Origin of the sequence: Microbacterium sp. NPDC060117, assembly GCF_042729315.1 — a bacterium.
Taxonomy (GTDB): domain Bacteria; phylum Actinomycetota; class Actinomycetes; order Actinomycetales; family Microbacteriaceae; genus Microbacterium.
In genome coordinates this window covers 395,797-420,341 of the sequence record NZ_JBHWXR010000004.1, presented here as the reverse complement: position 1 = coordinate 420,341, position 24,545 = coordinate 395,797, and the positions used below count along the sequence as shown (strand labels likewise).

Annotated in this window: 18 protein-coding genes; 12 read left to right on the top strand and 6 right to left on the bottom strand. The window is 70.7% G+C overall.

Annotated features, from left to right (window positions below; all coding sequences use genetic code 11):
* Positions 1-45 precede the first annotated feature (45 nt).
* Complete coding sequence (locus tag ACFWCK_RS17765; protein WP_378807133.1) at positions 46-1,515, top strand: glycosyltransferase family 39 protein; 1,470 nt, start codon at positions 46-48, stop codon at positions 1,513-1,515.
* Between the two features lie 79 nt (positions 1,516-1,594).
* On the opposite strand, the gene ACFWCK_RS17760 is transcribed toward ACFWCK_RS17765, so the two are convergent.
* Positions 1,595-2,380: a helix-turn-helix transcriptional regulator gene (locus ACFWCK_RS17760; protein WP_378807132.1), complete on the bottom strand. Its 786-nt coding sequence runs from the start codon at positions 2,378-2,380 to the stop codon at positions 1,595-1,597.
* A gap of 153 nt (positions 2,381-2,533) precedes the next feature.
* On the opposite strand from ACFWCK_RS17760, the gene ilvD reads away from it, so the two are divergent.
* Positions 2,534-4,390, top strand: a complete 1,857-nt coding sequence (gene ilvD / locus ACFWCK_RS17755; protein ID WP_378807131.1) for a dihydroxy-acid dehydratase — start codon at positions 2,534-2,536, stop codon at positions 4,388-4,390.
* Between the two features lie 9 nt (positions 4,391-4,399).
* Here the strand turns inward: ilvD and ACFWCK_RS17750 are convergent, their stop codons facing one another.
* Both ACFWCK_RS17750 and ACFWCK_RS17745 read right to left on the bottom strand, forming a co-directional pair.
* Entirely contained in the window at positions 4,400-5,209 is an 810-nt protein-coding gene (locus tag ACFWCK_RS17750) for an ABC transporter ATP-binding protein (protein ID WP_378807130.1), read from the bottom strand.
* Positions 5,206-5,850 (bottom strand): FadR/GntR family transcriptional regulator, encoded by a 645-nt coding sequence (locus tag ACFWCK_RS17745; protein WP_378807129.1) that lies wholly within the window; start codon positions 5,848-5,850, stop codon positions 5,206-5,208. Before ACFWCK_RS17745 ends, ACFWCK_RS17750 begins: the two co-directional genes overlap by 4 nt.
* A 197-nt stretch (positions 5,851-6,047) precedes the next feature.
* Here ACFWCK_RS17745 and ACFWCK_RS17740 point away from each other — a divergent pair, with 197 nt between their 5' ends.
* Positions 6,048-7,826: a 2-isopropylmalate synthase gene (locus ACFWCK_RS17740; RefSeq protein WP_378807128.1), complete on the top strand. Its 1,779-nt coding sequence runs from the start codon at positions 6,048-6,050 to the stop codon at positions 7,824-7,826.
* A gap of 64 nt (positions 7,827-7,890) precedes the next feature.
* On the opposite strand, the gene ACFWCK_RS17735 is transcribed toward ACFWCK_RS17740, so the two are convergent.
* Entirely contained in the window at positions 7,891-8,901 is a 1,011-nt protein-coding gene (locus tag ACFWCK_RS17735; RefSeq protein WP_378807127.1) for a LacI family DNA-binding transcriptional regulator, read from the bottom strand.
* Between the two features lie 112 nt (positions 8,902-9,013).
* Here ACFWCK_RS17735 and ACFWCK_RS17730 point away from each other — a divergent pair, with 112 nt between their 5' ends.
* Positions 9,014-10,462: a cytosine permease gene (locus tag ACFWCK_RS17730; RefSeq protein ID WP_233311422.1), complete on the top strand. Its 1,449-nt coding sequence runs from the start codon at positions 9,014-9,016 to the stop codon at positions 10,460-10,462.
* A gap of 29 nt (positions 10,463-10,491) precedes the next feature.
* Entirely contained in the window at positions 10,492-12,144 is a 1,653-nt protein-coding gene (locus ACFWCK_RS17725) for an amidohydrolase (RefSeq protein WP_378807126.1), read from the top strand.
* Positions 12,145-12,383: 239 nt separating this feature from the next.
* Here the strand turns inward: ACFWCK_RS17725 and ACFWCK_RS17720 are convergent, their stop codons facing one another.
* On the bottom strand, positions 12,384-14,015 hold the full coding sequence (locus ACFWCK_RS17720) for a glycosyltransferase family 39 protein (RefSeq protein ID WP_378807125.1): 1,632 nt from the start codon (positions 14,013-14,015) through the stop codon (positions 12,384-12,386).
* Between the two features lie 127 nt (positions 14,016-14,142).
* On the opposite strand from ACFWCK_RS17720, the gene ACFWCK_RS17715 reads away from it, so the two are divergent.
* From ACFWCK_RS17715 to ACFWCK_RS17690, 6 genes are all read left to right on the top strand, one after another.
* Positions 14,143-16,674, top strand: a complete 2,532-nt coding sequence (locus ACFWCK_RS17715) for a CDP-glycerol glycerophosphotransferase family protein (protein WP_378807124.1) — start codon at positions 14,143-14,145, stop codon at positions 16,672-16,674.
* A gap of 118 nt (positions 16,675-16,792) precedes the next feature.
* A complete protein-coding gene (locus tag ACFWCK_RS17710; protein WP_378807123.1) occupies positions 16,793-18,817 on the top strand; it encodes a primary-amine oxidase in 2,025 nt (674 codons plus the stop codon).
* Between the two features lie 372 nt (positions 18,818-19,189).
* On the top strand, positions 19,190-19,708 hold the full coding sequence (locus tag ACFWCK_RS17705; RefSeq protein ID WP_378807122.1) for an FHA domain-containing protein: 519 nt from the start codon (positions 19,190-19,192) through the stop codon (positions 19,706-19,708).
* Positions 19,709-19,988: 280 nt separating this feature from the next.
* Positions 19,989-20,831 carry a helix-turn-helix domain-containing protein gene (locus ACFWCK_RS17700; protein WP_378807121.1) on the top strand — a complete coding sequence of 281 codons (843 nt, stop codon included), beginning with the start codon at positions 19,989-19,991 and terminating at the stop codon, positions 20,829-20,831.
* A 196-nt stretch (positions 20,832-21,027) separates the two neighbouring features.
* A complete protein-coding gene (locus tag ACFWCK_RS17695; protein ID WP_378807120.1) occupies positions 21,028-21,585 on the top strand; it encodes a hypothetical protein in 558 nt (185 codons plus the stop codon).
* Positions 21,586-21,620: 35 nt separating this feature from the next.
* Complete coding sequence (locus tag ACFWCK_RS17690; RefSeq protein ID WP_378807119.1) at positions 21,621-21,941, top strand: hypothetical protein; 321 nt, start codon at positions 21,621-21,623, stop codon at positions 21,939-21,941.
* Positions 21,942-21,958: 17 nt separating this feature from the next.
* On the opposite strand, the gene ACFWCK_RS17685 is transcribed toward ACFWCK_RS17690, so the two are convergent.
* Positions 21,959-23,053 (bottom strand): hypothetical protein, encoded by a 1,095-nt coding sequence (locus ACFWCK_RS17685; protein ID WP_378807118.1) that lies wholly within the window; start codon positions 23,051-23,053, stop codon positions 21,959-21,961.
* Between the two features lie 176 nt (positions 23,054-23,229).
* Between ACFWCK_RS17685 and ACFWCK_RS17680 the strand changes: the two genes are divergently transcribed.
* Positions 23,230-24,525 carry a threonine/serine exporter family protein gene (locus ACFWCK_RS17680; RefSeq protein ID WP_378807117.1) on the top strand — a complete coding sequence of 432 codons (1,296 nt, stop codon included), beginning with the start codon at positions 23,230-23,232 and terminating at the stop codon, positions 24,523-24,525.
* Positions 24,526-24,545: the final 20 nt, after the last annotated feature.

Below are 24,545 nucleotides of genomic sequence, written 5' to 3'. Positions count from 1 at the left end.
TCCGCGACCGGGCTGGTTCACAGGCGGATCAGCCAGTCTCGTCCTGTGTCCACGCCTGCCGACGCGCGCCTGCCGCGCATCGCCCTGATCGCGGGCATCGTCGGCACGCTGGTCGGCGTCCTCGGATCCTGGATCCCCTCGTTCTGGGGCGATGAGGCCGCGAGCGTCATGTCGGCCTCGCGCACCTGGCCCGAGCTGTGGCGGATGCTGCAGTCGGTCGACGGGGTGCACGGCGCCTACTACGCGTTCCTGCATGTGTGGATCGATCTGTTCGGCGCGAGCGAGTTCGCCGTGCGCCTGCCCAGCGCGATCGCCGCAGGACTCCTCGCCGCGGGCACCGTCGTGCTCGCGGGCCGGCTCGGCGGATCGCGTCTCGCCCTCGCGGCAGGGCTCATCGTCGCGCTCCTGCCGCGCACCGTGCTCATGGCCGCGGAGGCCCGCTCGTACGCGATCGGCTCGGCGATCGCGGTGTGGCTGACCGTGCTGCTGCTCGCCCAGCTGGAGGGGCGGCGCGCGTGGTGGGGGTGGGCGGTCTACGCCGTCGGTGCCGCGGTGTCGATCTACGTCTTCCTCTACCTGGCCCTGTTGCTCGTGGTGCACGGCGTCTTCGTACTGCTCTTCCACCGCCGGTCGCTCTGGCGGTGGGCGATCTGGGCCGCGGTCGCCATCCTGCTGGCGGTGCCGATCGTCCGGCTCGCGGCCGCCGAGCAGAACCAGATCGGCTTCCTCGCGCACCGGGACTACATCACGCCGCAGGGCGTGCTGGCGCTGCAGTGGTTCGACCCGGTGACTGCGTGGCCGTGCGGCGCGCTCATCGTGATCGGGTTGGCGGGCGTGCTCCGCCGCCGTCGTCAGGATGCGCGCGGCCTCCGTCTCGGCGTGCTCGCGCTGCTCTGGCTGGCGCTGCCGACCGCGGCGGTCCTGATCGGGAGCGTGCTGATCGCCCCGATGTACACCGTGCGGTATCTGTCGTTCTGCGTCCCCGCCGCGGCGATCCTGGTCGCTCTCGGCGTGCGGACCACTGCGCGGTGGCTCGCCGGGCGCACGCCGCTGCGCACGACGACGGCGACGGGGATCCTCCTCGCCGTCGTGCTGGCGGCGTTCGTCCCGAATCTCATCGTCCTGCGCGGACCCTACGCGAAGGACGGCAGTGACTGGCGCGAGGCCGCCGCCTACCTGCGCGCGCACGCCCGGACCGGCGATGCCGTCGTCTACGACGACCGCCCCAAGAACTCGGATAGACCGCGGCTGATCGCCGCGGTCTATCCGGACGACCTCGCGGGACTCCGCGATCCCGCCCTGCTCTCCTCGTTCCGCACCCAGCCCGGCCTCTGGGATCGCACCGTTCCGAACGACCGGCTCACCGCCGGCGACCTCACGCCCGGCGTCTGGGCGATCGAACGCGGTCCTGACGCCGAGCGCTCCCCCGACGTGCAGCACCTGCAGGCGCTCGGCTATCGGGTGATCTCATCGCACCGTCTCAACGTCACGACGGTGCTGCGCCTGGAGCGCTGACCGCCTCTTTCGTCTTCGGGGAGCGATGTGCGCTCGCCTCCTGCGCCAGATGGAGCAGACATCGCTCCTCGAACCGGATTCAGACCGGCACGTACATCACGACCGAGAGGCCCGGGGCGTCGGAGGGCACGAGGCTGTGGTGCTCGAACTCGAGCCGGCCGTCCTTCGGATGCTGGAACACCCGCTGACGGGAGGCGAAGCGCTCGACCGCGTGCTCGGCCCACTGGATCCGGAAGTCGGAGCTTTCCTCGAGCAGCCGATCGATGAGCGCCCGATGCCGGTCCGAGCTCAGACGCACGCCCGACTCCGCGCGGAACTCCGCGAGGAAGCGCCTGCTCTCCTGGTCCCAGTCCGGCAGCATGCGACGCAGCCGCGGATCCGTGTAGATCAGCCAGAGCAGGTTGCGATCACCGGCATCGACGGTGACGATCGGCTCGTAGAGACGCGCGTACGGGACGTTCCAGCCCACGATCGCCCAGTCGCTCGCCACGACGAACGCCGGAAAGGCGAGTGCGTCGACGAGCCGCTGAAGGTGATCCGGGATCCGCTCGGCCTCCTCGGCAGCGGCGTCCTCCTCCGGCCCCGCTAGTCGCACCACGTAGTCGATCTCGGCCGGGCTGAGCTGCAGTACCCGCGCCACCGCGCCGAGCACCTGGCGGGAGACGCCGATGTCGCGCCCCTGCTCGAGCCAGGTGAACCAGCTCGCGCTCACCCCGGCGAGGGCCGCCACCTCTTCGCGGCTGAGACCGATGTCGCCGCGCCGCGCGGCCTGCGGCAGCCCGAGCGCGGAACGTCGCGCCGCACGGCGCCGGGAGGCGAGGAAGTCACCCAGCTGCTCGCGACGGGGCGTGCGCGGGCGGATCATGCCCGTCCCCCTGCTCGGACCGTCCCGACCGGCGACGAGGGTGTGGTTCCGCGGTGAATGGAGCTCATGGCGAAACAGTACTCCGAGTACTAGTACAAAGCCTCCTCGCGACCGGGCTCGGCAGAACCACCCGTGAGGTCCACAATGGTCACCATGGTCGCTTATCGCTCTCGCACGGTCACCCACGGACGCAACATGGCCGGCGCTCGCGCCCTCTTCCGCGCCGCCGGCGTCGACGGCAAGGACCTCGGACGCAAGCCCATCATCGCCGTCGCGAACTCCTTCACCGAGTTCGTGCCGGGGCACACGCACCTCGCCCCCGTCGGGCGCATCGTGTCGGACGCGATCAGCGAGGCCGGCGGCATCCCCCGCGAGTTCAACACCATCGCCGTCGACGACGGCATCGCGATGGGCCACGGCGGCATGCTCTACTCGCTGCCGTCGCGCGACCTCATCGCGGACTCCGTCGAGTACATGGTCAACGCGCACTGCGCCGATGCGCTCGTGTGCATCTCGAACTGCGACAAGATCACCCCGGGCATGCTGCTGGCAGCGCTGCGCCTGAACATCCCGACCGTGTTCGTCTCGGGCGGCCCGATGGAGGCCGGGCGGGCGACGCTCGTCGACGGCACCGTGCGCTCCCTCGACCTCGTGGACGCGATCAGCGACGCCGTGAACGAGAAGATCTCGGACGCCGACATCCTGCGCATCGAGGAGTCGGCCTGCCCGACCTGCGGATCCTGCTCCGGCATGTTCACCGCGAACTCGATGAACTGCCTCACCGAGGCGATCGGCCTCTCCCTGCCCGGCAACGGGTCGGTGCTCGCGACGCACACGGCGCGCCGCGCCCTGTACGAGAAGGCCGGCTCCCTGGTCGTCGACATCGCCCAGCGCTACTACGAGGGCGACGACGAGAGCGTGCTGCCGAAGAGCATCGCCACCGAGGCCGCGTTCGGCAACGCGATGGCCCTCGACATCGCGATGGGCGGATCCACGAACACGATCCTGCACCTGCTCGCCGCCGCGCACGAGGCCGGCGTGGAGTTCGGCCTCGCCGAGATCGATGCGATCTCCCGGCGCGTGCCGTGCCTGGCCAAGGTGGCCCCGAACTCGGCGGGCGGCAAGACGTACTACATGGAGGACGTGCACCGCGCCGGCGGCATCCCCGCCCTGCTGGGCGAGCTGCGCCGCGGCGGACTGCTCGACGACACCGTGCACACGGTGCACGCCGCGACGCTCGGCGAGTGGCTCGACGAATGGGACATCCGCGGCGGATCGGCCTCCGAGGTGTCGCAGGACCTGTGGCACGCGGCGCCCGGCGGTCGCCGCTCGTCCACCGCGTTCTCGCAGTCGGAGCGCTGGGCCTCACTGGACACCGACGCCGAGGGCGGCTGCATCCGCGACATCGCGCACGCGTACTCGAAGGACGGCGGCCTCGGCGTGCTGCACGGCAACATCGCCGCGAACGGCGCGGTCGTGAAGACCGCAGGCGTGGACGAGTCGATCTGGACCTTCTCCGGCCCTGCCGTCGTCTGCGAGTCGCAGGACGAGGCCGTGGAGAAGATCCTGAACAAGCAGGTCAAGGAGGGTGACGTCGTCGTCATCCGCTACGAGGGACCGAAGGGCGGGCCCGGCATGCAGGAGATGCTCTACCCGACTTCGTTCCTGAAGGGTCGCGGACTCGGCAAGGCGTGCGCGCTGATCACGGACGGCCGCTTCTCCGGCGGCACCTCGGGCCTGTCCATCGGGCACGTCTCGCCCGAGGCGGCCGCCGGCGGCGTGATCGCGCTCGTCGAGGACGGCGACATCGTCTCGATCGACATCCCGACCCGCAAGCTCGAACTCGACGTGCCGTGGGAGGAGCTGGAGCGCCGCCGCGAGCACCTCGAGGCCAACGGCGGATACCGGCCGCGCGACCGCGTGCGCGAGGTCAGCCCGGCGCTGCGCGCCTACGCCCACTTCGCCCAGTCGGCGGACAAGGGAGCGATCCGCATCGTCCCGGAGCTCTGAGGCTCGGCGTCACGCCGGCACGGCCGCCCTGCGGTCGCGACGCGTGCGCGCCGCCCACCGCCCGCCGGTGCGGGTCACCTCGATCGGGTGGGCGAACGCGCGCGAGATCGTCTCGGTCGTCACGGCCGCCTCGATCGCGCCGATCGCGGCGATCGCCCCTCCCTCGATGACGAGGGCATGACTCGTGGTCTCCGGCAGGTCCTCCAGGTGATGCGTGACGAGGATCGATGCGAGCCGCGGATCCCGGTGTGCGAGGGCGTCGATCGTCTCCAGGAGCTGCTCCCGGGCGGCCACATCGAGCCCGGTCATCGGCTCGTCGAGCAGGAGCAGCCGCGGCCGGCACGCGAGCGCCCGCGCGATGAGCGCCCGGCCGCGCTCCCCTTGCGAGAGCGTCGGCCACAGGGCGTCGCGTCGGTGCGAGAGCCCGACATCGACGATGAGCTGCTGCGCGAGGGCGGTCTGCGCGGGCGTCGGCCCCCAGCGCATCGGCGTCTCGATCGTCCCCGTGAGCCCGGTCAGCACGACCTCGGTCACGGTCAGCGGCGAGCGCAGCGGATGCCGCGGATCCACGTGGCCGATGCGGTGTCGCAGCTCCTGCAGGTCGACGCGGCCGATCCTGTGCCCCAGCACCTCGGCGGTCCCGCTCGACGGATGCGTACGGGCGCCGCAGATGCCGAGGATCGAGCTCTTGCCGGCGCCGTTGGGCCCCAGAAGTGTCCAGTGCTCGCCCGCGCGCACGACGAGCCCGATCTCGCGCAGGATGTCGCGCCCGTCGCGCCGCAGCGTCACCCCGTCCAGCCGGACGACCTCGGCGCTCATCGCAGGCCGTCCTTGAGCGACGCCAGGTGCGACCTGCTGAGGCGGGAGGCGGCCGCGGCGTCGCGGGAACGGATCGCATCGACCAGGCGCACGTGCGCCTCATGGTCCTCGTCGTCGCCGAAGGAGGCGCGGATCCGCAGCATCGCGATCATCGTCTGCCGCAGGCGCGGAGTGAACCCGTCGAACAGCTCGGTGAGGATCGGGTTGGCGGCGGCGACGACGATCGCGCGATGGAACGCGAGATCCGCGTCGACATGCTCCTCGAGATCGGAGCGGTGCTCCGACCTGTTGCGGAGGGCGCGACGGATCGCACGGAGATCATCCGCCGATCGGCGCTCCGCGGCGAGCGCCGCGGCATCGCCCTCGATCGCCGCCCTCGCCTCGATCACGCTCACGATGTCGGCGCGCTGCAGCACGGCATCCCAGTCCTCCCGCACGTCGAGCGCGGTCACGAAGACCCCCGCGCCCTGGCGCGCCGACAGCACGCCTCGGCCCGCCAGCTGACGGATCGCCTCGCGCACGGTGGACCGCCCCACCCCCAGCTGGGCGGCGAGGGTCGTCTCGCCAGGGAGTCGGGCGCCCAGCGCCCACTCCTCGTCCCTGATCCTCTCCAGGAGCAGGTCCGCGGTCTGATCCGCCATCGAAGAACGTCGCACACTCGGACTCATGACCACGTCAACTCCTCAACTTGTCTGCGGAGTTAACGCTACACTGCCTGCATGCTCACGAGCGCGATCCTCCTTCTTCACCGCCACGGCGGGGACTGACCGGTCCGGCACCCCGTCGTGGCTGATGCGCCGCGCCGGCCCGCCGAAACCCTCGCAGAGAGCAGAAGAGCATGACCCGCACCCCCTTCCCCGGAATCTCCACGCCCGCCGGCCCCGTCCCCGCCGACGCGCCGGCCTGGAACCGGCAGAGGCGTTCGCAGATGCCGTCGCATCGCTACGCCGATCCCTACGACCGCGTCTCGATCCCCCTCTCCGCGGACGAGCGCACCTGGCCGGCCCGGCGCCTCACCGCCGCACCGCTGTGGGTCCCCGTCGATCTCCGCGACGGCAACCAGGCACTCGCCGAGCCCATGGATCCTGCGCGCAAGCGACGTTTCTTCGACCTCATGGTCGCGATGGGTTACAAGGAGATCGAGGTCGGCTATCCGTCCGCATCGCAGACCGACTTCGACTTCGTGCGTCTGATCGCCGAGCACGACATCGCGCCGGAGGACGTGACGATCGTCGTGTTCACCGCCGCGCGGCGCGATCTCATCGCGCGGACGGTCGACGCGATCCGCGACATCCGCAACCCCGTCGTCATCCACCTCTACACCGCGACGGCGCCGATCTGGCGGGAGACCGTGCTCGGACGAGATCGGGACGAGCTGCGCACCCTCATCCTCGGCGCCGGACGGGACGTGCTCGAGCTGGGCGGCGCGCTGCCGCATGTGCGGTTCGAGTTCTCCCCCGAGGTGTTCATGCTGACCGAGCCCGACTATGCGCTCGAGGTCTGCAACGCGATGACCGCCCTGTGGGACGCGGCGCCGGAACGCCCGGTGATCCTCAACCTGCCGGCGACGGTCGAGATCGCCACGCCCAACGTCTACGCCGACCAGATCGAGTACATGCACCGCCACCTCGACCGGCGCGGGAGCGTCATCCTGTCGGTCCACCCGCACAACGATCGCGGCACCGGGATCGCCTGCGCGGAGCTGGCCGTGCTCGCCGGCGCGCAGCGGGTGGAAGGCTGCCTGTTCGGCAACGGGGAGCGCACCGGAAACGTCGACCTCGTCACGCTCGCCCTCAACCTGCATGCCCAGGGCATCGATCCGATGATCGACTTCTCCGACATCGACGAGATCCGCCGCACGGTCGAGCACAGCAACCGGATCGAGGTGCACCCGCGGCACCCCTACGTCGGCGACCTCGTGCACACGGCGTTCAGCGGCACCCACCAGGACGCGATCCGCAAGGGCTTCGCCGAGCACCGCGCGCGCGCCGCGCGCGAGGGCCGGTCCGAGCGGGAGATCGCCTGGCGCGTGCCGTACCTCCCGGTCGATCCGGCCGACCTCGGCCGTTCCTACGATGCGGTGATCCGGGTCAACTCGCAGTCGGGCAAGGGCGGGATCGCCTACCTGCTCGAGACGGCGTTCGGGATCCGGCTCCCTCGCCGGCTGGAGATCGACCTCGCAGGGCACGTGCAGCGGCACGCCGACGAGAGCGGCCTCGAACTCGACGCGCACGGGCTCTGGCGCATCTTCGACGAGGCGTATCTCGCACGTGGTGAGGAGCCGCGGATCGCGCTGACGCAGGTGCGCACCGACACATCCGCCGTGGAGCCGCGCACGACCTTCCGGCTGCGCGTGGATGGATCCGAGCACGCCTCGGAGCACCCGGGGGTCGGTCCGGTGGAGGCGCTCACGGCGGCCCTCGCGATGCACGGGGCGCCGATCGAGATCCTCGACCTGCAGCAGACGAGCCTCGGCCCCGGCAGCGACGGCGAGGCGCTGACGCTGATCGAGTACCGCGGGGCGCACGGCACGGCGTGGGCCGCAGGACGGGACGGATCGGTGCTGACCGCGACGCTGAACGCCGTCATCGCCGCCGGGAACGCGTCGACGCGTTGACCGGGCGCCGCGGATCCGCCCTCATCAGGACGGCGGATCCGCGGGGCTCGGCGCCCGAACCGGCTCAGCCCGCGGTCGACGCACGCACGATGAGTGCGCCGTGGTCGGGGGCGGGCACGTCGACCAGGAGCTCCGGTTCGAGTTGCCCCAGCAGTCCGGCCGCCGCCTGACGCCCCAGCGCCTGCGGCTGCAGGTCGACCGCGGTGATCTCCGGGATCGCGCCGCGCAGGCGTTCCGCGTCCGACCCGCACACCACGCGCACGTCCTCCGGCACCCGGACGCCGCGAGCCACGAGCCGGTCCACGAGCGCGCGGGCGTGATCACTCGTCATGCAGTAGATGCCGTCCGGCGGCTCGGACAGGGCGAGCAGCTCGTCCGCGACTGCGACCAGCTCCTCCTGCTCGGCCAGCTCCGGCACGTGCCGCACCAGTTGTGCATGCCCGGGCAAACGCTCCCGGTAGCGCTGCTCGGTCGCGGAGTTCCACTCGATCGGATCGGTGCCGACGACCAGGGCGATCCGGCGGGCCCCGTGCGCGGCGAGATGCTCGAGCACGCGGTCCGTGATCAGGGCGGTGGCGATGTCGACGACGTGGGGATCCCCGGGGTCCGCGGTGTCGGCCCCAACCAGCGTGTAGGGCATGCCGCCCGCGCGCAGCGCAGCGATGAGCGGGTCGTCCTCGACGGGGTCGGTCACGATGATGCCGTCGCACGCCCACGCCGTGCTCGGCGCCTGCGGCACCGTCGGATCGGCGACCAGCATCAGCGCGTAGCCGTGCGCGAGCGTCGTGAGCGCGGCCGCCCCGGCGAACCGCGGGAAGTAGTCGACGTCCTGGATCTGCTGCGGCTCGACGCCGACGGCGGGCCGCAGCACCAGCCCGATCACCCCGAGCCTGCTGCGACGCAACCCGCTCGCCACGACGTCCGGGTGATACCCCAGCGCCGTCGCCGCCGCGCGCACGCGCGCCTGAGTGCGCTCGTTCACGACGCCGTTGCCCGAGAACGTGTGCGACACCGTGGTCACCGAAACTCCCGCACGACGGGCCACGTCGCGGATCGTCGATCGCTGTCTGCGCATGCCGCGATGATAATCGCGGAATCCGCTTGTCCAAATCGTTTTGGATCTTTAGCGTTGCGTGTCGAGCGCGAACAAGGACGTCGCGCACCCGACCTTTCGCCCTGGAGGACCCATGTCGCAGACGACACCCCCCGAGACCGCGGACCCGTCCCCCGCCCTCACGCACCCCGTCCCCACCGACAGCGCCACGCGGGTCGAGACGCATGGCATCGACTACATCCCGAACGCCGAGCGGCACGGCCGCGCCCGCGACCTGTTCGCGGTGTGGGCGGCCCCGAACGTCAACTTCCTCGCCGTCGTGATCGGCGTGACCCTCGTGCTGCTCGGTCTGAACCTGTGGCAGGCGCTGCTGGTCATCGTGATCGGCAACCTCTTCTCCATCATCACCGGCATCGTCGCCGGATCCGGACCCGCCGCCGGCACCCCGAGCGAGATCATCACCCGCGCGATGTACGGCATCACCGGCAACCGGTTCAACGTCGCGATCGCCGGCTGGCTGATCAGCGTCTGCTACCTCGCGATCAACTGGGCGGCCGCCACGACCGTCGCGGTCGGGCTGCTCGGCCGACTCGGGATCGCATCATCGCCCTGGACCATCGCGATCAGCGCCGTCGTGATCGCCGCCGCGACCATGGTCATCAGCGTGTACGGCCACGGCCTGATCATGCGGCTGTACCAGCCGCTCGCGATCCTGCTCGCCGTGATCTTCGCGGGCATGGCCGTGTTCGTCGTCGGCGGCGCGAAGTGGGGCTACGCGCCCGCGCACCCGCTGCACGGGCTGGAACTGGTCGCGATGATGGCCGCCGGCGTCGCGCTGGTCGCGTCCGGCCCGCTGTCGTACACGAACAGCGCCGACTTCGCCCGCTACCTGCCCGCAGCCACGCGCGTGCGCGACGTCGCACTGTGGACCACGCTGGGAATGGTGATCCCCGGAGTGCTCGCGACCTTCGTCGGCGTGCTCGCCGCGAGTTCCGTGGACATGTCGGATCCGGAGGCGGGGCTGGAGAAGTTCCTGCCCGGCTGGTTCGCGCCGATCTTCCTCATCTCCGTGATCGTCGGCACCATCGCCAACAATGCGATGACCGCCTACAGCTCCGGCCTCGCCCTGCAGGCCGTCGGCATCCGCCTGCCCCGCTCTCGCACCGTGCTGCTGGACGGCACGGTCGGCGTGCTGATGACCCTGTTCGCACTGCTCGTGTGGAACTTCCTCGACAGCGTGTCGAGCGCCCTGCAGCTCGCGGTGACGGTGCTGGCACCGGTGATGGGCGTGTACCTCGCCGACATGCTGTGGCGACGCAACCGCTACGACGGAGCGGCTCTCGCCGACGACAGCCGTGGCAGCCGGTTCTGGTTCACCGGCGGCGTGCACGTCCCCGGCGCGGTCGCGGTGCTCGTCGGCATCGGCGCCTCGCTGATGTGCAGCGCGACCCTGGTCTTCACCGGTCCGATCGCCGCGGCGCTCGGCGGCATCGATCTCTCGGTACCGGTCGGGCTGCTCGTCCCGTTCATCCTCTACCTGGTGCTGGTGCGTCGCTCGCCCCGCTCCCAGGCCTCGCTCTGACCATCCGCACCTACAAGGATCCGACACCGATGACTTCGAACGAGACCCGTACGACGCACTACCGCGGTGGTGCGATCTTCACCTCCGACACCCCGCCGTGGGCGCAGTCGCTCATCGTCGAGGACGGCCGCGTCCTCTTCGTCGGAGACACCGACGCCGCCGATGCCTTCGCCGCGGACGAGGTCGTCGAGCTCGACGGGGCGCTCGTGATCCCCGGCATCGTCGACGCGCACACCCACCTCATCGGGCTGGGCGAGTCGCTCGAGCAGGTGGATCTGCACGACGCTCCCGACCTCGCCGAGATCCAGACGCGCATCGCCACGGCGGCCGCCGCCGACCCGGATGCACCGCGGATCCTCGGCCGCAGCTGGCTGTTCTCCAGCCTGGACGGCCGGGCGCCGCACCGCGACATGATCGACGCAGTGGTCGCCGACCGCCCCGTCTACCTGAACGCGAACGACAACCACTCCGCCTGGCTGAACACGGCGGCGCTCGCGGAACTGGGCATCGACGACGCGACCCCGGATCCGCTCGGCGGCACGATCCAGCGCGACGCCGAGGGCCACGCCACCGGCATGCTGCTGGAGAATGCGGTGTTCGCGTTCCTCCGCGAGCGGCTGGACGCCCTCACGAGCGACGCCGACCGCGAAGCGCAGTTCGAGGCGGCGCTGCGCACCTACCTCGACGCCGGCGTCACCGCCGCGGTCGACATGGCGCTGGGCGAGCCCGACCTGCGCGCGATGCTCGCCGTGCAGGATCGGTACGACGGTGTCCTTCCGATGCACGTCGCCGCGCACTGGGCCGTGTACCGCACCGCGACCGCGGAGGGCGACGCCGCCGCGGTCGACCGGGCGATCGCCCTGCACCGGGAGCACTCCGGCCAGGGTCTGCGGATCGCCGGCATCAAGCTGTTCGTCGACGGTGTGATCGACAGCTGCACCGCGGCGATGCGCTCGCCGTTCGCCGACGGCTCGCAGCCGGACGCGCTCTGGGACCTCCCGTCGCTGACCGCGGTCGTCACCCGCGCCGACGCCGCGGGCCTGCAGATCGCGATGCATGCGATCGGCGATGCCGCGTCCGCACTCGCCCTCGACGCCCTCGAAGCCGCGGTCGCGACGAACGGCCCGCGCGCCGACCGCCGCCACCGGATCGAGCACCTGGAGACCGTGGATCACGCGACCCCGTTGCGTCTGGCGCGCCTCGGCATCATCGCCTCGATGCAGCCCGTGCACTGCGACCCCGCGATCCAGGACAACTGGCGTGCGATGCTCGGCGACGATCGCGTCGAGCGCGGCTACCCCTGGGCAGAGTTCGCCGAGGCGGGCGCAACGCTTGCGCTCGGCACCGATGCGCCGACCGCGCCGTTCGACCCGCTGCCGAACCTGTTCATCGCGACCACTCGGCGCTCGGCGTTCGACCCGGCCCTGCCGGCGAACGTCCCCGGCAACGCGATGGCGATCGCCGACGCCGTGCGCCGCGCCACCCGCGACGCCGCGTACGCCTCGCGCTGGGAGGCCGAGCTGGGCGTGCTCCGCGCGGGCGCATCCGCGGACTTCGCGGTACTCGACGCGGATCCGTTCCGCGACGGCCCCGAGGCGTTCCTCACCGCACGGGTGCGCGCCACGTTCGTCCGCGGACGCGCGCACGCCGCCGCGGTCGCCGCAGGCTCGGCAGGTCGCTGAGCGAGCGCACCGCACGACACCACCCGTCCGAGGTCGCTGAACGAGCACATCGCACGACACCACCCCTCCAGGGTCGTTGAGCGAGGACGCCGCACGACACCACCCCTCCGGGGTCGTTGAGCGAGGACGCCGCAGGCGACCGAGACGAAACGCCGCCAGCTCTCAAGAGCACCGCGTCTCGTCTCGCGCGGCCTCCGGCCATGCCCGCTCAACAGCCCCGGGCCGGGCGGATCCGATCCTCAGCGCTCGTAGAGCAGGATCACGCTGCCGGCCCCGTCGTGGCGCGCGGTCTCGTGGTAGCCGAGCTCGCGCAGGTCGCTGAGGCCCCAGGAGTCCACGACCCCGTCGAAGCGCAGTTCGACCACCCAGATCCGATCGACCCCGTCGAATCGGCCCATTCCGGCCGCCCGAGGGATCCCGTAGGTCTGGTCGTACCAGGTGTAGGACTTCTGATACGGCGTCTTCAGCAGCAGATCGGTGGTGTTGCGGAAGGCCGCAGGATCCGTGGCCTTCGCCAGCCGGGTGCGCTGGGACGGTCGGGCACCGTCGTCGAACACGATGCCGTCGCCCGGCTCGGCGTTCGCGCTGATGAAGGCGGAGATGTCGTTCCAGTCCGACTGGTTCTTCGCGTAGGGCCCACGCTGCAGCACCGCGACCGGCACGGCGGCGATCACGACGGCGGCGATCGCGATCCCCGCGAGCCACGACCCGCGACGCGAGCCCTCCCGACGCGGCCCCTCCCGGCGGCGCCCGTCCGCCGCAACGCCCCCAGGGACATCGCCGGATCGATCCCCGATCCGGGCCAGCGCGCGCACGCCGAGTGCCATCACGATCGCCACTCCGGGCGCCGAGAACGTGCCGTACCGGGCGGTGTACACCGCCACGAACGGGGTGACCGCGAGCAGCAGACCCATCGGCACGATCATCCAGCTCAGCGCCACCACCTCGAGGCGGACTCCGGGTGTGCGCCACAGCCGCCCGCCGCCCCGCCAGATTCGCACGATCTCGCGGGCGAACACGACCACGGTGAGGAGGATGAGGATCCAGGCGATCGCGGTGAACCACCACTCCTGGAACCACATGTTCTTCAGCACCACCTCGGCGGTGACCGACTCGCGCACCGCGAGGAAGGCGATCTGGCGGCGCTGCAGGAAGCCGAACCAGGCCAGGGGCGTGCACAGCGCGAGGGCGATCCCGGTGCTGAGCGCCCAGGCCCGCCATCGTCGGCGCAGCTCGGGCGACAGCAGCACGATCGCGAGCGTCGCGAACACCATGAGCGCGAAGTAGAGGAACGTCCAGATCGCGACCGTGAGCATCGCCGCGTAGCCGACCCACCACCAGGTCGCACGTCCGGGACGGCGGGCGATCTCGATGAGCAGCACGAGCAGCACGGCCGCGAACGCCGCCCCGATCGCATAGGAGCGCGCCTCCTCCCCCGCGAAGATCAGGCGGGGCTGGAGTGCGGTGAACACGCCGGCGACGACGGCGAACCAGATCCGCTCGAACCGTCCGCACAGCCACACCACGGCGGCGGTGCAGACGCCGATCGCGAGCGCCGACGGGAATCGGATCGAGAACGCGCTCGGCCCGAACAGGTCGATCCAGGCGTGCAGTCCGAGGTAGTACAGCCCGTGCACGGCGTCGACGTAACTCAGCATGTGCCAGAGCGAGGACAGCGGACGCGTCGCCGACATGAGGCTCGCCGCCTCGTCGCCCCAGAGCGACGGGATCCAGGATCCTGCCGCGCTGGCCGCGACCGCGAACAGCCCGATGAGCCCGGCCCACAGCCCCAGGCGCCGCGGATCGGCCGTCACCCGCGCCGAGGCGGGGAGGGACCGCTCCGAGGCGGTGCCGACAGCGGAGGAGGTCACGCCCCGAGGGTAGCGGCCTCTGCTTTGCCGCTGCTCCGAGATGGCTGTCAGCACGGTGTTGCGTCACCGTCCGTCCACCCGACGTTCTCCGAGCGTTCGCTCGGCATGCGCCCAATATCCTTGTTCCGTGTCACTCTCCTCCCCCGTGCGGCGTCTGAAGTCCGCTGCCCGACGTCTGAAGCGGGCGGTCGAGGCCGAGCGCATCGCGTTCTGGCGCTCCCGTCCGGTGCGCCCCGATCAGGTGCTGTACGAGTCGTTCGCCGGCAACGGCATGCTCTGCAATCCGGAGGCGATCTTCCGCCACCTGCTGGCAGATCCCGACTACGCCCACCTGACGCACGTCTGGGCGCTCGCCGACGAGGACGCGATCGCCCGCTTCCAGAACGAGTTCTCCGCGGACCGCCGGGTCTCGTTCGTGCGTCGCGGATCCGCCTCCTATCGTCAGGCGCTCGCGGCGAGCGGCTGGCTGATCAACAACGCCACCTTCCCGACCTGGTTCGGCAAGAGGGAGGGCCAGGTCTATCTGAACACCTGGCACGGCACACCCCTGAAGCTCATGGGCTTCGACATGCCGTCCGGAGCCGTGCAGTCGGCGAACACCCTGCGCAACTTCCTCATGTCGGACTACCTGCTCGCGGCGAATCCGTTCATGGCCGAGACCATGTACGAAGGCGCCTACCGGCTCACCAACGTCTACCCCGGCACCCTCATCGAGGAGGGCTACCCCCGCATCGACCGGCAGCGACTCGACGATGCGGCCGAGGCGGCCGTGCGCGCGGAGCTCGAGGGCAGCGGCGTCCTGCTCGGCGGAAAGCCGATCGTGCTGTTCGCGCCCACCTGGCGCGGGAGCTCCTTCGACGACCCCGAGGACAACATCGACGAGCTCGCCGCCCAGCTCGCCGCCCTGCAGGCCGGTGTCGGCGACGACCACGTCGTCGTGCTGAAGACGCATCAGATCGTGCACGCGCACGCCTCGGCCCGTCCGGAGCTGGCGCGGTCGCTCGCCCCCAACTCGATCCCCTCCAACGTGCTGCTGGGGGCTTCGGCCGGCCTCGTCACCGACTATTCGTCGATCTTCTTCGACTACCTGGCGACGGGTCGCCCCATCGCGTTCTTCACTCCGGATGCCGACCTGTACTCCTCGGGACGCGGCACCTACATGCCGCTGGACACCCTGCCGGGCCCCGTCGCCGACGACGCCGCCGAGACCGGCCGCGCGCTGCGATCTCTCCTCGAGGGTTCCGACCCGCATCCGCAGTACGCCTCCTGGGCCCTGCGCTTCGCACCGTTCGAAGACGGCGGCGCGACGGCACGCGTCGTCGACATCGTGTTCGGCGGTGCCCGCGAGGGCTACCGCGCCCGCCCCACCGCCCACGACGGTCGCAAGCGGCTGCTCGTGTACCTCGGCGGGATGAAGCCGAACGGCATCACCACGAGCGCGCTCAACCTCCTCGGCGCGATCGATCACACCCGGTATGACGTGACCGCGCTGCTGCCCAAGCGCCGGCTCAGCACGGATCCGCTGACGCAGGCCCGCATCCCCGCCGAGGTGCGGCAGGTGTTCCGCATCGGAGGGATGAACGGGTCCAAGGTCGTGCATCTGCGCCGCCGCGTCGACGACTGGCGCGGAGCCCCTCGGTCCCCGGGCGCGGAGCCCTGGCACGAGGAGCTGTGGAACGCGGAGTGGATGCGCGTGTTCGGTCACGCCCGCTTCGACTGGGTCGCCGACTTCAGCGGCTACGGCCCGCTGTGGACCAGCCTTCTGCTGCACGCACCCGCGGTGGATGACGGCGGGCCGGATCCGGTCCGCGCGATCTGGATGCACAACGAGATGGCGTCCGACCGCGAACGCACGGTGAACGGCAGGGCCAGCATGAAGCGCGGCCTCGGCGCCGTGTTCGCCATGTACTCCGAATACGACCAGCTCGTGTCGGTGTCGCACCAGCTCACCGAGCTGAATCGCATCGAGCTCGCCGAGTACGCCTCCGGAGAGCACTTCCGCACGGTGCGCAACTTCCCCGATGTCGAGCACGTCACCCTGGGCGCGCGGCGCCCCCTCAGCGAGTTCTTCTCCGAGTCCGACGCGCAGCACGAGGCCGCAGACCGGGAGATCCCGCCGCGACCCGCCTGGTACGAGGCGCTCCAGGCCGACGAAGGCGACCTGCGCTGGTTCATCACGGTGGGTCGTCTGAGTCCCGAGAAGAACCACGCCCGCCTGATCCGCTCATTCCTCGCCGTGCATCGGGCGCACCCCGAGGCACGTCTGCTCATCGTGGGTGCGGGTCCGCTGGCCGCCGACCTGCAGGAGCAGATCGACGAGGCGGGGCTCTCCGACGTGGCGTTCCTCACCGGCGCGCAGCGCAATCCGTACGCTCTTCTCGCCGCCGCCGACTGCTTCGTCCTGTCCAGCCTCTACGAGGGGCAGCCGATGGTGCTCATCGAGGCCGCCATCTGCGGTCTGCCGATCGTGTCGACGTCCTTCGGCTCCGTGTACGGCGCTCTGCCGGAGGGGGCCATCCGGATCGTGACGCAGGACGATGACGCGCTCACGGCCGGGATGACCGCGTTCCTCGACGGCGAGGTTCCTCCGGCGACGCTGGACACGGACTCCTATCGCGCCGACGTCAAGGCCGAGTTCGAGGCGCTTCTCGAAGGCTGAGACGGATCCCCGGACGGGGTGCGATTCCCCTCGCGCGGTCCGCGCCGGACTGGCAGACTCGAAGTCCGCCGGGACGCGCATCGGTGCGCGCCCCGAAGATCGAACGATCGGGACCTCTATGTCGCAGCAGCCCACGCCATCGCACCCCTTGGACTCGCTCACCGGGGCGGAGTTCTCCGCCACCGCCGCCGTGCTCGCCCGTGAACACGGCATCGACGCCGGCTGGCGGTACGCCTCGATCATCCTCAAGGAGCCGCCGAAGACCGAGGTCAAGGCCTGGCGCGACGGGGATCCGATCGTGCGGCGCTCGCTCGCGGTGCTGTGGCGCAAGCAGACCAACGAGGTCTATGAGGCTGTCGTGGACCTCACCGCCGACGTCGTGGAGTCGTGGACGCATGTGCCGGGCGTGACCCCCAACTTCACGATCGACGAGTACCACGATTGCGATCACGCCATGAAGGCGAACCCCGAGGTGCGCGCCGCGTTGGCAGGTCGCGGGATCGACGACGTCGACCTCGTGCTGTTCGACGTCTGGACGTATGGCGGCGCCGTGATCCCGGACAAGTGGCGCGATCGGCGTCTCGGCTGGGTGGATCTGTGGATGCGCGCGACGCCGGACGGCAACCCCTACGCCCACCCCGTGAGCGGGCTGAAGATCATCGTCGACATGAACACCCTCGAGGTGCTCGAGATCGAGGACCACCACGACTACGGCTTCCCCGAGGTGCACGGCGAGTACGTGCCGGAGCTGGCGGGCATCACGCCGCGGGAAGACCTCACGCCGCTGCAGATCGTACAGCCCGAGGGGGTCTCCTTCGAGGTGGACGGATCCCGGATCCGCTGGCAGAACTGGGACTTCCGGCTCGGGTTCAACTACCGCGAGGGGCCGGTGATCTACCAGGTCGGCTTCAACGATGCGGGCACCCGGCGCGAGGTCGCGTACCGCATGTCGTTCGCCGAGATGATCGTGCCCTACCGCGACTCCAGCTTCGACCACTACCGGCGCACCGCCTTCGACATCGGCGAGTGGGGCCTCGGATACATGTGCACCTCGCTCGAGCTCGGCTGCGACTGCCTCGGCGAGATCACCTACCTGGATGCGGTCCTGCCGGACACCGCCGGTCAGCCCTGGACGATCACGAACGCGATCTGCCTGCACGAGGAGGACAACGCCGTGCTGTGGAAGCACGTCGACCCCGACTCCGGCACCGAGGTGCGCCGCCAGCGCCGGTTCGTGGTGTCCGTGCACGCCACCGTCGCCAACTACGAGTACCTCGTCTACTGGCGCTTCTATCAGGATGGCAACATCGAGTGCGAGGTGCGCGCCACGGGCATCATGGTGACCACTCCTATGGCCGAGGGCGAGCAGGGCAAGGCCACGGGGACGACGATCGACACCCGCACCTACGCGCCGTTCCACCAGCACTTCCTCATCGCTCGCCTCGACCTGGACGTCGACGGGGACGGCAACACCGTCGTGGAGTCCGACTCGATGCCCGCGCCGATCTCGGAGTCGAACCCGTTCGGCCTCGACCTGCATACGCAGGCCACGGTCATCCGCTCCGAGGCGGAGGCGGGTCGCAGCTTCGACTGGGAGCGTCAGCGCGGCTGGAAGGTGCAGAATCCGAACAAGCTCAATGCGTGGGGCGCACCCGTCGCGTACAAGCTCGTGCCGTCCGCATCGTTCCCCGCGATGTTCGACGAGTCCTCACCGATCCTGAAGCGCAACCCGGTCATCGGCAAGACCGTCTGGGTGACGCGGCACCACGACGACCAGTTCTGGCCCGCGGGCGACTATCCGACGCAGGCCGTCGACGACCTCGGCAACGGCATGACGGCGTGGATCGCGGATGACGAGAACCTCGTCGACGAGGACGTGGTGCTCTGGTACAACTTCGGGATCCACCACATCACGCGGACCGAGGACTGGCCGATCATGCCGGCCGACACGATCTCGTTCTGGCTCAAGCCGTTCGGGTTCTTCGACCGCAACCCGTCGCTCGACGCTCCGCGCTCGGTCAAGGGCGCGGCCTGCGCGTGCAGCGACGGCGAGTGCCGGTGCGGACACGACCACGGCGCGGGCCACGGCTCCGACGACGGCCACGCGCACGATGAAGGCCATCAGCACGACCACCACGGCTGAGGGGCGTTCTCCTCGTCGGGGTCGTTGAGCGAGGACGCAGCGGGCACCCACCCCGGGGCCGTTGAGCGAAGACGCTGCAGGCCCCTACCCCGGGGTCGTTGAGCGAGGACGCCGCAGGCGACCGAGACGAAACGCGGTGCTCACGTCGGGCGCCGCGTTTCGTCTCGCGAAGACCCGTGCTGAGCAAGCGCAGCGCGTCGAGGTGACGCTCAACGGCCCCTGAGGCGGAGTATCCGCACAGCATTCCCAGAACCGGCGCCGAAGGCCCCGGACGGGGCTACGATCGCGATAGGCGAGAGCCCGTGGCGACACCCCGCTGAGCGTCTTGGAGAGATGATCCACGCCGCCCGGACTCCGCGAAGGAGGTCCGACATGAACACGCAGGAGCAGCGCGGCACCACTACGCACGCCGACTGGGGCGCGGGGCATCCTCATCTGCTGATCACCTTCGACGACACGCATCTGGTGCATGAGATCACCGAGGACGAGACGCGGATCGGATCCGGCGCGGACTGCCAGATCCGGCTCGAGGGCATCGCGGCGGTGCACGCGATCATCCGTCACGACGGTCACGACGACTACGACCTGGAGATGATCGGCCCGGGACAGACCAGCGCGAACATCGCGAAGGCCGCCGAGGAGGAGGGCCGCCCGGTCGAGACCCTGCACACCGGCGCGCGCTTCACCGCCGGTGGCTGGCGGTTCGTGTTCGTGCGCGACGAGTTCGCCGACCACGGCAGACCCTACGGCGGACGGCTCGGGGGCGAGGGTGCGCACCAGCGCCGGCAGCCGCCGCGTCCGGACTACGAGGCCGAGGGGCATACCGGCGCGATCCCGGCGCCGCCCGCACCCGACGCCCCGGCGGAGGCGCCGGGAGCCTTCGGCGACTGAGCCTTGTCCGCGGAACCCCGCCCAGCTTCACCTCATCCCGACTGCGGACTCGCCCCGCCGAGCACGATCACGGCGGTTCTGCGTCACCTCACGAGAATTCGACTTTTCCGAACGGTCCGGAATCTCAGCTGAGAAATCCCGATCAGGAGTGCTTTCTTCGCGATCAGCAAGCTCCTGAGTGCCTGACGGACCCGCAGGCAGGCGTGCCTATACTGCCTCCAGGTCCGGGCGCTTCCAGGGGGGTTGCGCCACGGGGCGCGCCGTTGGGGAGCGGCTTGACGTGACTGCATATCGACATTCCACGGGGGATTCCGCGAGCGAACCACTCGCCGAGCGCCTGCTGTTCAACGCCCACGGGGCTGCCGTACATGATCTTCGAGGATCCCGCGGGCGCTACCGGATCTCTGCCCCGCACGACGACGCGCACGTGCTTTTCGTGTTCGCCCGGCAAGGCGAGGCGTTCGTGTCGTCCTCGGAGCACCCGCGCCCCCTGCGGGCCGACCGCCGCCACGGACTGCTGCTGGTCAGCCGGGATCCGGTGACGATCCTCATCGATGCGCCGACACACGCCCAGGTGGCGTGGGTCGCAGGTTCCGCGCTGCGCCGCCGCGGTCACCCTGTCAGCCAGCACCTGACCGTTGTTCCGCCGGGATCCGTGCTGGTGTCTGCCCTGCTGCGACTGGTCGACATCGACCCGTCCACGCTCGCCGTCACCGATGTAGCCCGGGAGACGCTCGCAGGCATCGGCATCGACTTGATCGCGGGCACGCTGAACGAGGTTGCGCGCGCGGAGGCGGGCCCCGTCGGCCCTCGCGATCGGCGCGCCGCCGCAATGGCGCTGGTGTACACGCATCGACGCGATCCCGCCTTCACCGTGTCGATGCTGAGCCGTGAACTGGCTCTGTCGCCTCGACAACTGAACCGCGTCTTCGCCGCATTCGGCACCACGGCCGCGGACGAGCTGCGCCGCGCACGGCTGGAGCTGTTCCGCGAGCTGTCCGCATCGCCCCTGCACCGCGATCGGCCGCTGCGCACCCTCGCCGCGATGAGCGGCTTCCCTAGCGCGGCGGCACTGCGGCGGGCGCTGCGCGCCGGCGATCCGGCATCACACGCTCGCGATTGACGCGCTCCCCGTTCGAGGGCTCGATGTGCGCCTCGCAGGCGCATCCCGCGCCCTGCCCGCACCGATCTGCGCCGCTTCACGGTCTGATCCCCGCCACCGGCGGACGTTGCCCGCGCGCGGCATCGAGGCTGATCCCAACCTGCTCCGCCGCCCCATCGCCGGCGTGGAGCACTCATCGAGGGGGAAGGACCAGCACATGCCGATCGAGACCGACGAACGCGTCACACCACATGCAGCCCGGACCGGGATCATCCGGCGTCGCACCGTGATCAAGGGCGCGGCCTGGTCTATCCCGGTGATCGCGGCGGCGGTCGCCGCTCCGGCGCGCGCCGCGTCCGGGCAGGGAAACGTCGTGGTGACGTCCTCCTGCTGGGGCCTGACGATCCTCGGCATCGGCGCGAGCTTCCCGGAGTTCCACATCGCCGCCGTCGGCGAGACGATCAGCGCAGGATCGACGTTCATCCTGCAGGGAACAGGGCTCGCGAACCTCGTGTTCGGCGGAACCATGGGGTTGTTCGACATCCACCTCGTCGACGGCAACCAGGCCGTGGTCACCCTGCGGCGCGACATCCCGGCGGGAACCAGCCTGACCCTTCAGGTGACAGGCGTCGCCGGCGCGTTCATCGCCCGCACCTACAGCCTCACAGTTGGCACAGTGATCGGCAACGCGAACGTCATCCACACCGACGACAGCGCCAGCCAGCGACTGAGCGGTGTCAGCGTTCTGGGCGTCCTCGTCGGTCGCTGCAGCTGAGTCCCATCGGATCCCGACAGGAAGAGAGACCACACATGACCACGACAGATTTCACCCCCGAACGCGCCGAGACGATCGTCGCCGGCGCGCTGAGCAGCGATCCCGCCGCGTTCGCCGACGCTGTCGCACTCAGCCCTGGCATCGCCCTCGCGGCCGACGCGACGGTGCCGTACCCGCGCACGCTCCGCCTGGACGCGGCGACGTTCCGCACCGTGACCGACGCAGGCACCACCGCTACCGTCCGCGCGACGGCCGACGGCGAGAGCGCCGAGCTTGCGCTCCTGCTGCACCAAGGCGTGTGGAAGATCGACAGCACCGGATCGGACGGCACGCTGCGTCACGCGCGGACCAGTTGACGGATCCCGCTCCGCGATCAGCCGAGGTCGATGCCGTGCCTGCGGAGGATGTCGGAGACCGTCGCAGGGCGCTGGGGGTAGCGATCGGCGATGTAGGCGCCCAGGTCCGCGCTCGGGTGCCCCGTCATGAAGGCGATGCTCGACGCCCAGCCTTCACCCTTCTCCTGCAGCGCCCAGAGATCGAGGAGGGTCGCCGCGACGTTCCCCTGCGTGGAGTCGCCGCCCGCCCAGGCGGTGCCGACGGATTCCTCGAACGGGGAGACCTCACCACTGTCGGACACGTACACGCGGTCACCGAGCACCTGCGCGGCGACCGCGTCGGCGAACCCCTCGGTCCACCCGCAACTCGGCGAGCTGGGCGTGTCGATGTAGTGGGTGTCGCAGTTCACCACATCGGGGAAGTCGTCGGCGTACAGCTGGTTCTGCCACCAGTGCCCGGTCTCGTGGAGGATCAAGTGCCGGGAGTTCGCGTCGTCACGGCCGAGCACGATGCGGTCGGTGGCGTGGTCCCAGAACCCGGCGTTCTCCGGATCCGACGCCGGCCACACGTAGGTCGCCTCGGCGCAGTCGGTACGGGACTGTGCCGCCCAGCACGGCGATTCCGTGGCACGCGCGTCATAGAGGTCCGTCACGGCGTCGACGATCCGCCAGGCTCCGGCCTCGTCGTCGGGCACCGCGATCGTGCCGATGTCGTGGTGCTGCCCCGCGGCGACGGTGGTGCCGACGTCCTCCGCGGTGAACCGGGCCACGACCTCCTCACCCTCGGACACGACACGCCACAGCCCTTCGTGCTGGGCGAGGAAGCGCAGTTCGACGTCGACGAGGGATCGATTCCGCGCGCATACCTCGAAACGCCCGTCATCGTCGAGACCGGCCTCGTGGACGAGTGCCCGTCTCCCGTCCGAAGACGAGGCCGCCCACACCTGCACCGTCGAGGATCTCGCGGGCACGGTGCGCTCGGTGCCGCCGTCCTCCGCGACCGGCGCCGTGTACTCCAGGCGCCCGCTCACACAGGCATCTGCGGCGGCCGGAGCGCAGCCGGTCAACGCCACCGCCGCGACGGCGAGCACCACCCCGAGCACCCTGCTGAGCACCCCGTGCCGGATCTGCATCCGCTCCCCCTTCGGCCGACCGCAGCGGAGCCTCGAGCGTAGCGCGACGCGCTCGACACAGATCACCGTGATGTGTGTCACATCGCGCCGGAGCAGGTTGCTCGGGCCCTGCGACCGAATGGGCGAGAGCGTTGTCGCGATATGTTCGAACCCCTTCACCGAAACGAGATCTGCGCATGGACCCCGAAGCGCCTTCCGGCGGCTCGAGCGGAATGGCTCCGATGCAGCCCGGTGCCGCCGCCGCGCTGGCAGAGCTCGGAGCGCTTCTGCTCGACGCGGACCTGTCGGTCACGGATGTGCGCACCGGGCTTGTCGCTGTGGCGGATGCCACCGGCTCCGAGCGGTTCTCGGTCTCGGTGCTGCCCGCCGCCGTGCTGATCGGGCAGGACGACCGCGGCGGATCCGCCGTGATCGGCACCGCCACCGGCGACGCGCTGAGCACCCGTCAGGCGGCGCGGTCCATGCTGCTGCTGCGTGGCATCGAGGATCGCTCGGTGCCCGTGCGCGACGCGCCAGCCGCGATCCGCGCGATCCGTGACAGCACCATGCCCCATCCCGCGCTCGCCTGGATCGGCGGCAGTGCGATGGTGTCGATCGGGCTCGCAGTGCTGTTCCGCTGCCCGTGGTGGGCGATCGCGACCGCCGCTGCGGGCGGGGCCGCTGTCGGTGCACTCGTGCGGCTGATGGGGAGGCTCTCGCGCACGGCCGCGGTCATCCCGTTCACGGCCGCATTCGCTTCGACGTTGTTCGTCGGCGCGATCGCATCCTGGCTGGGAACCGGCCCGGTGCCGCTGTACGCGGTGTGCGCGCCGATCGCGATCCTCGTCCCCGGTGCGCTCATCACGAATGCACTGCTGGAGCTCACCGCGGCCGACATCGTGACCGGATCCGCCCGGCTCGCCTACGGGCTCATCGTGCTGGGCTTCATGGCGGCCGGCATCGCCGCGGGCGGCGCGCTGACCGGGCTGCATGTGGACCCCGATTCGGCGAGCCTGGTGGGCCAGCCCGCGTCGGCGCCCGCACTCGCGGCCGGCTGGATGGCCGCGCCGCCGCTCTGGCTCGCCTGGATCGGCGTCGCCGTGCTGGCCGCGGGTGTCGGCCTCGCGCTCGGGGCCGGGGTCGCGCTCACCACGGTCGGCCTCGTCGTCATGCTCGGCACCTACGGTGGGCTGTCCCTGCTCACCCCCCTCACCGGCAGCGCCGTCGCCACCGGCACGACTGCGGCCGCGCTATTCATCGCGGCTCGGCTGCTGGAACGACTGAGCGTCGGGATCCCCGCAGCCACCACCTTCCAGCCGGCCTTCCTCCTCCTCGTGCCCGGCAGCGTCGGGCTCGTCGCGTTGTCCACCGGAGAGGCTGATGCGGTCACCGGCGCCCTGCTCGCCTTCGCGGCGTTGTGCATCGGGACGAAGATCGGATCCTTCCTCACCGATCTGCGCCTGCCGGACCGCACACGCCGCGCCGCCACCTGAACCACTCGTCCCCGCCCCAT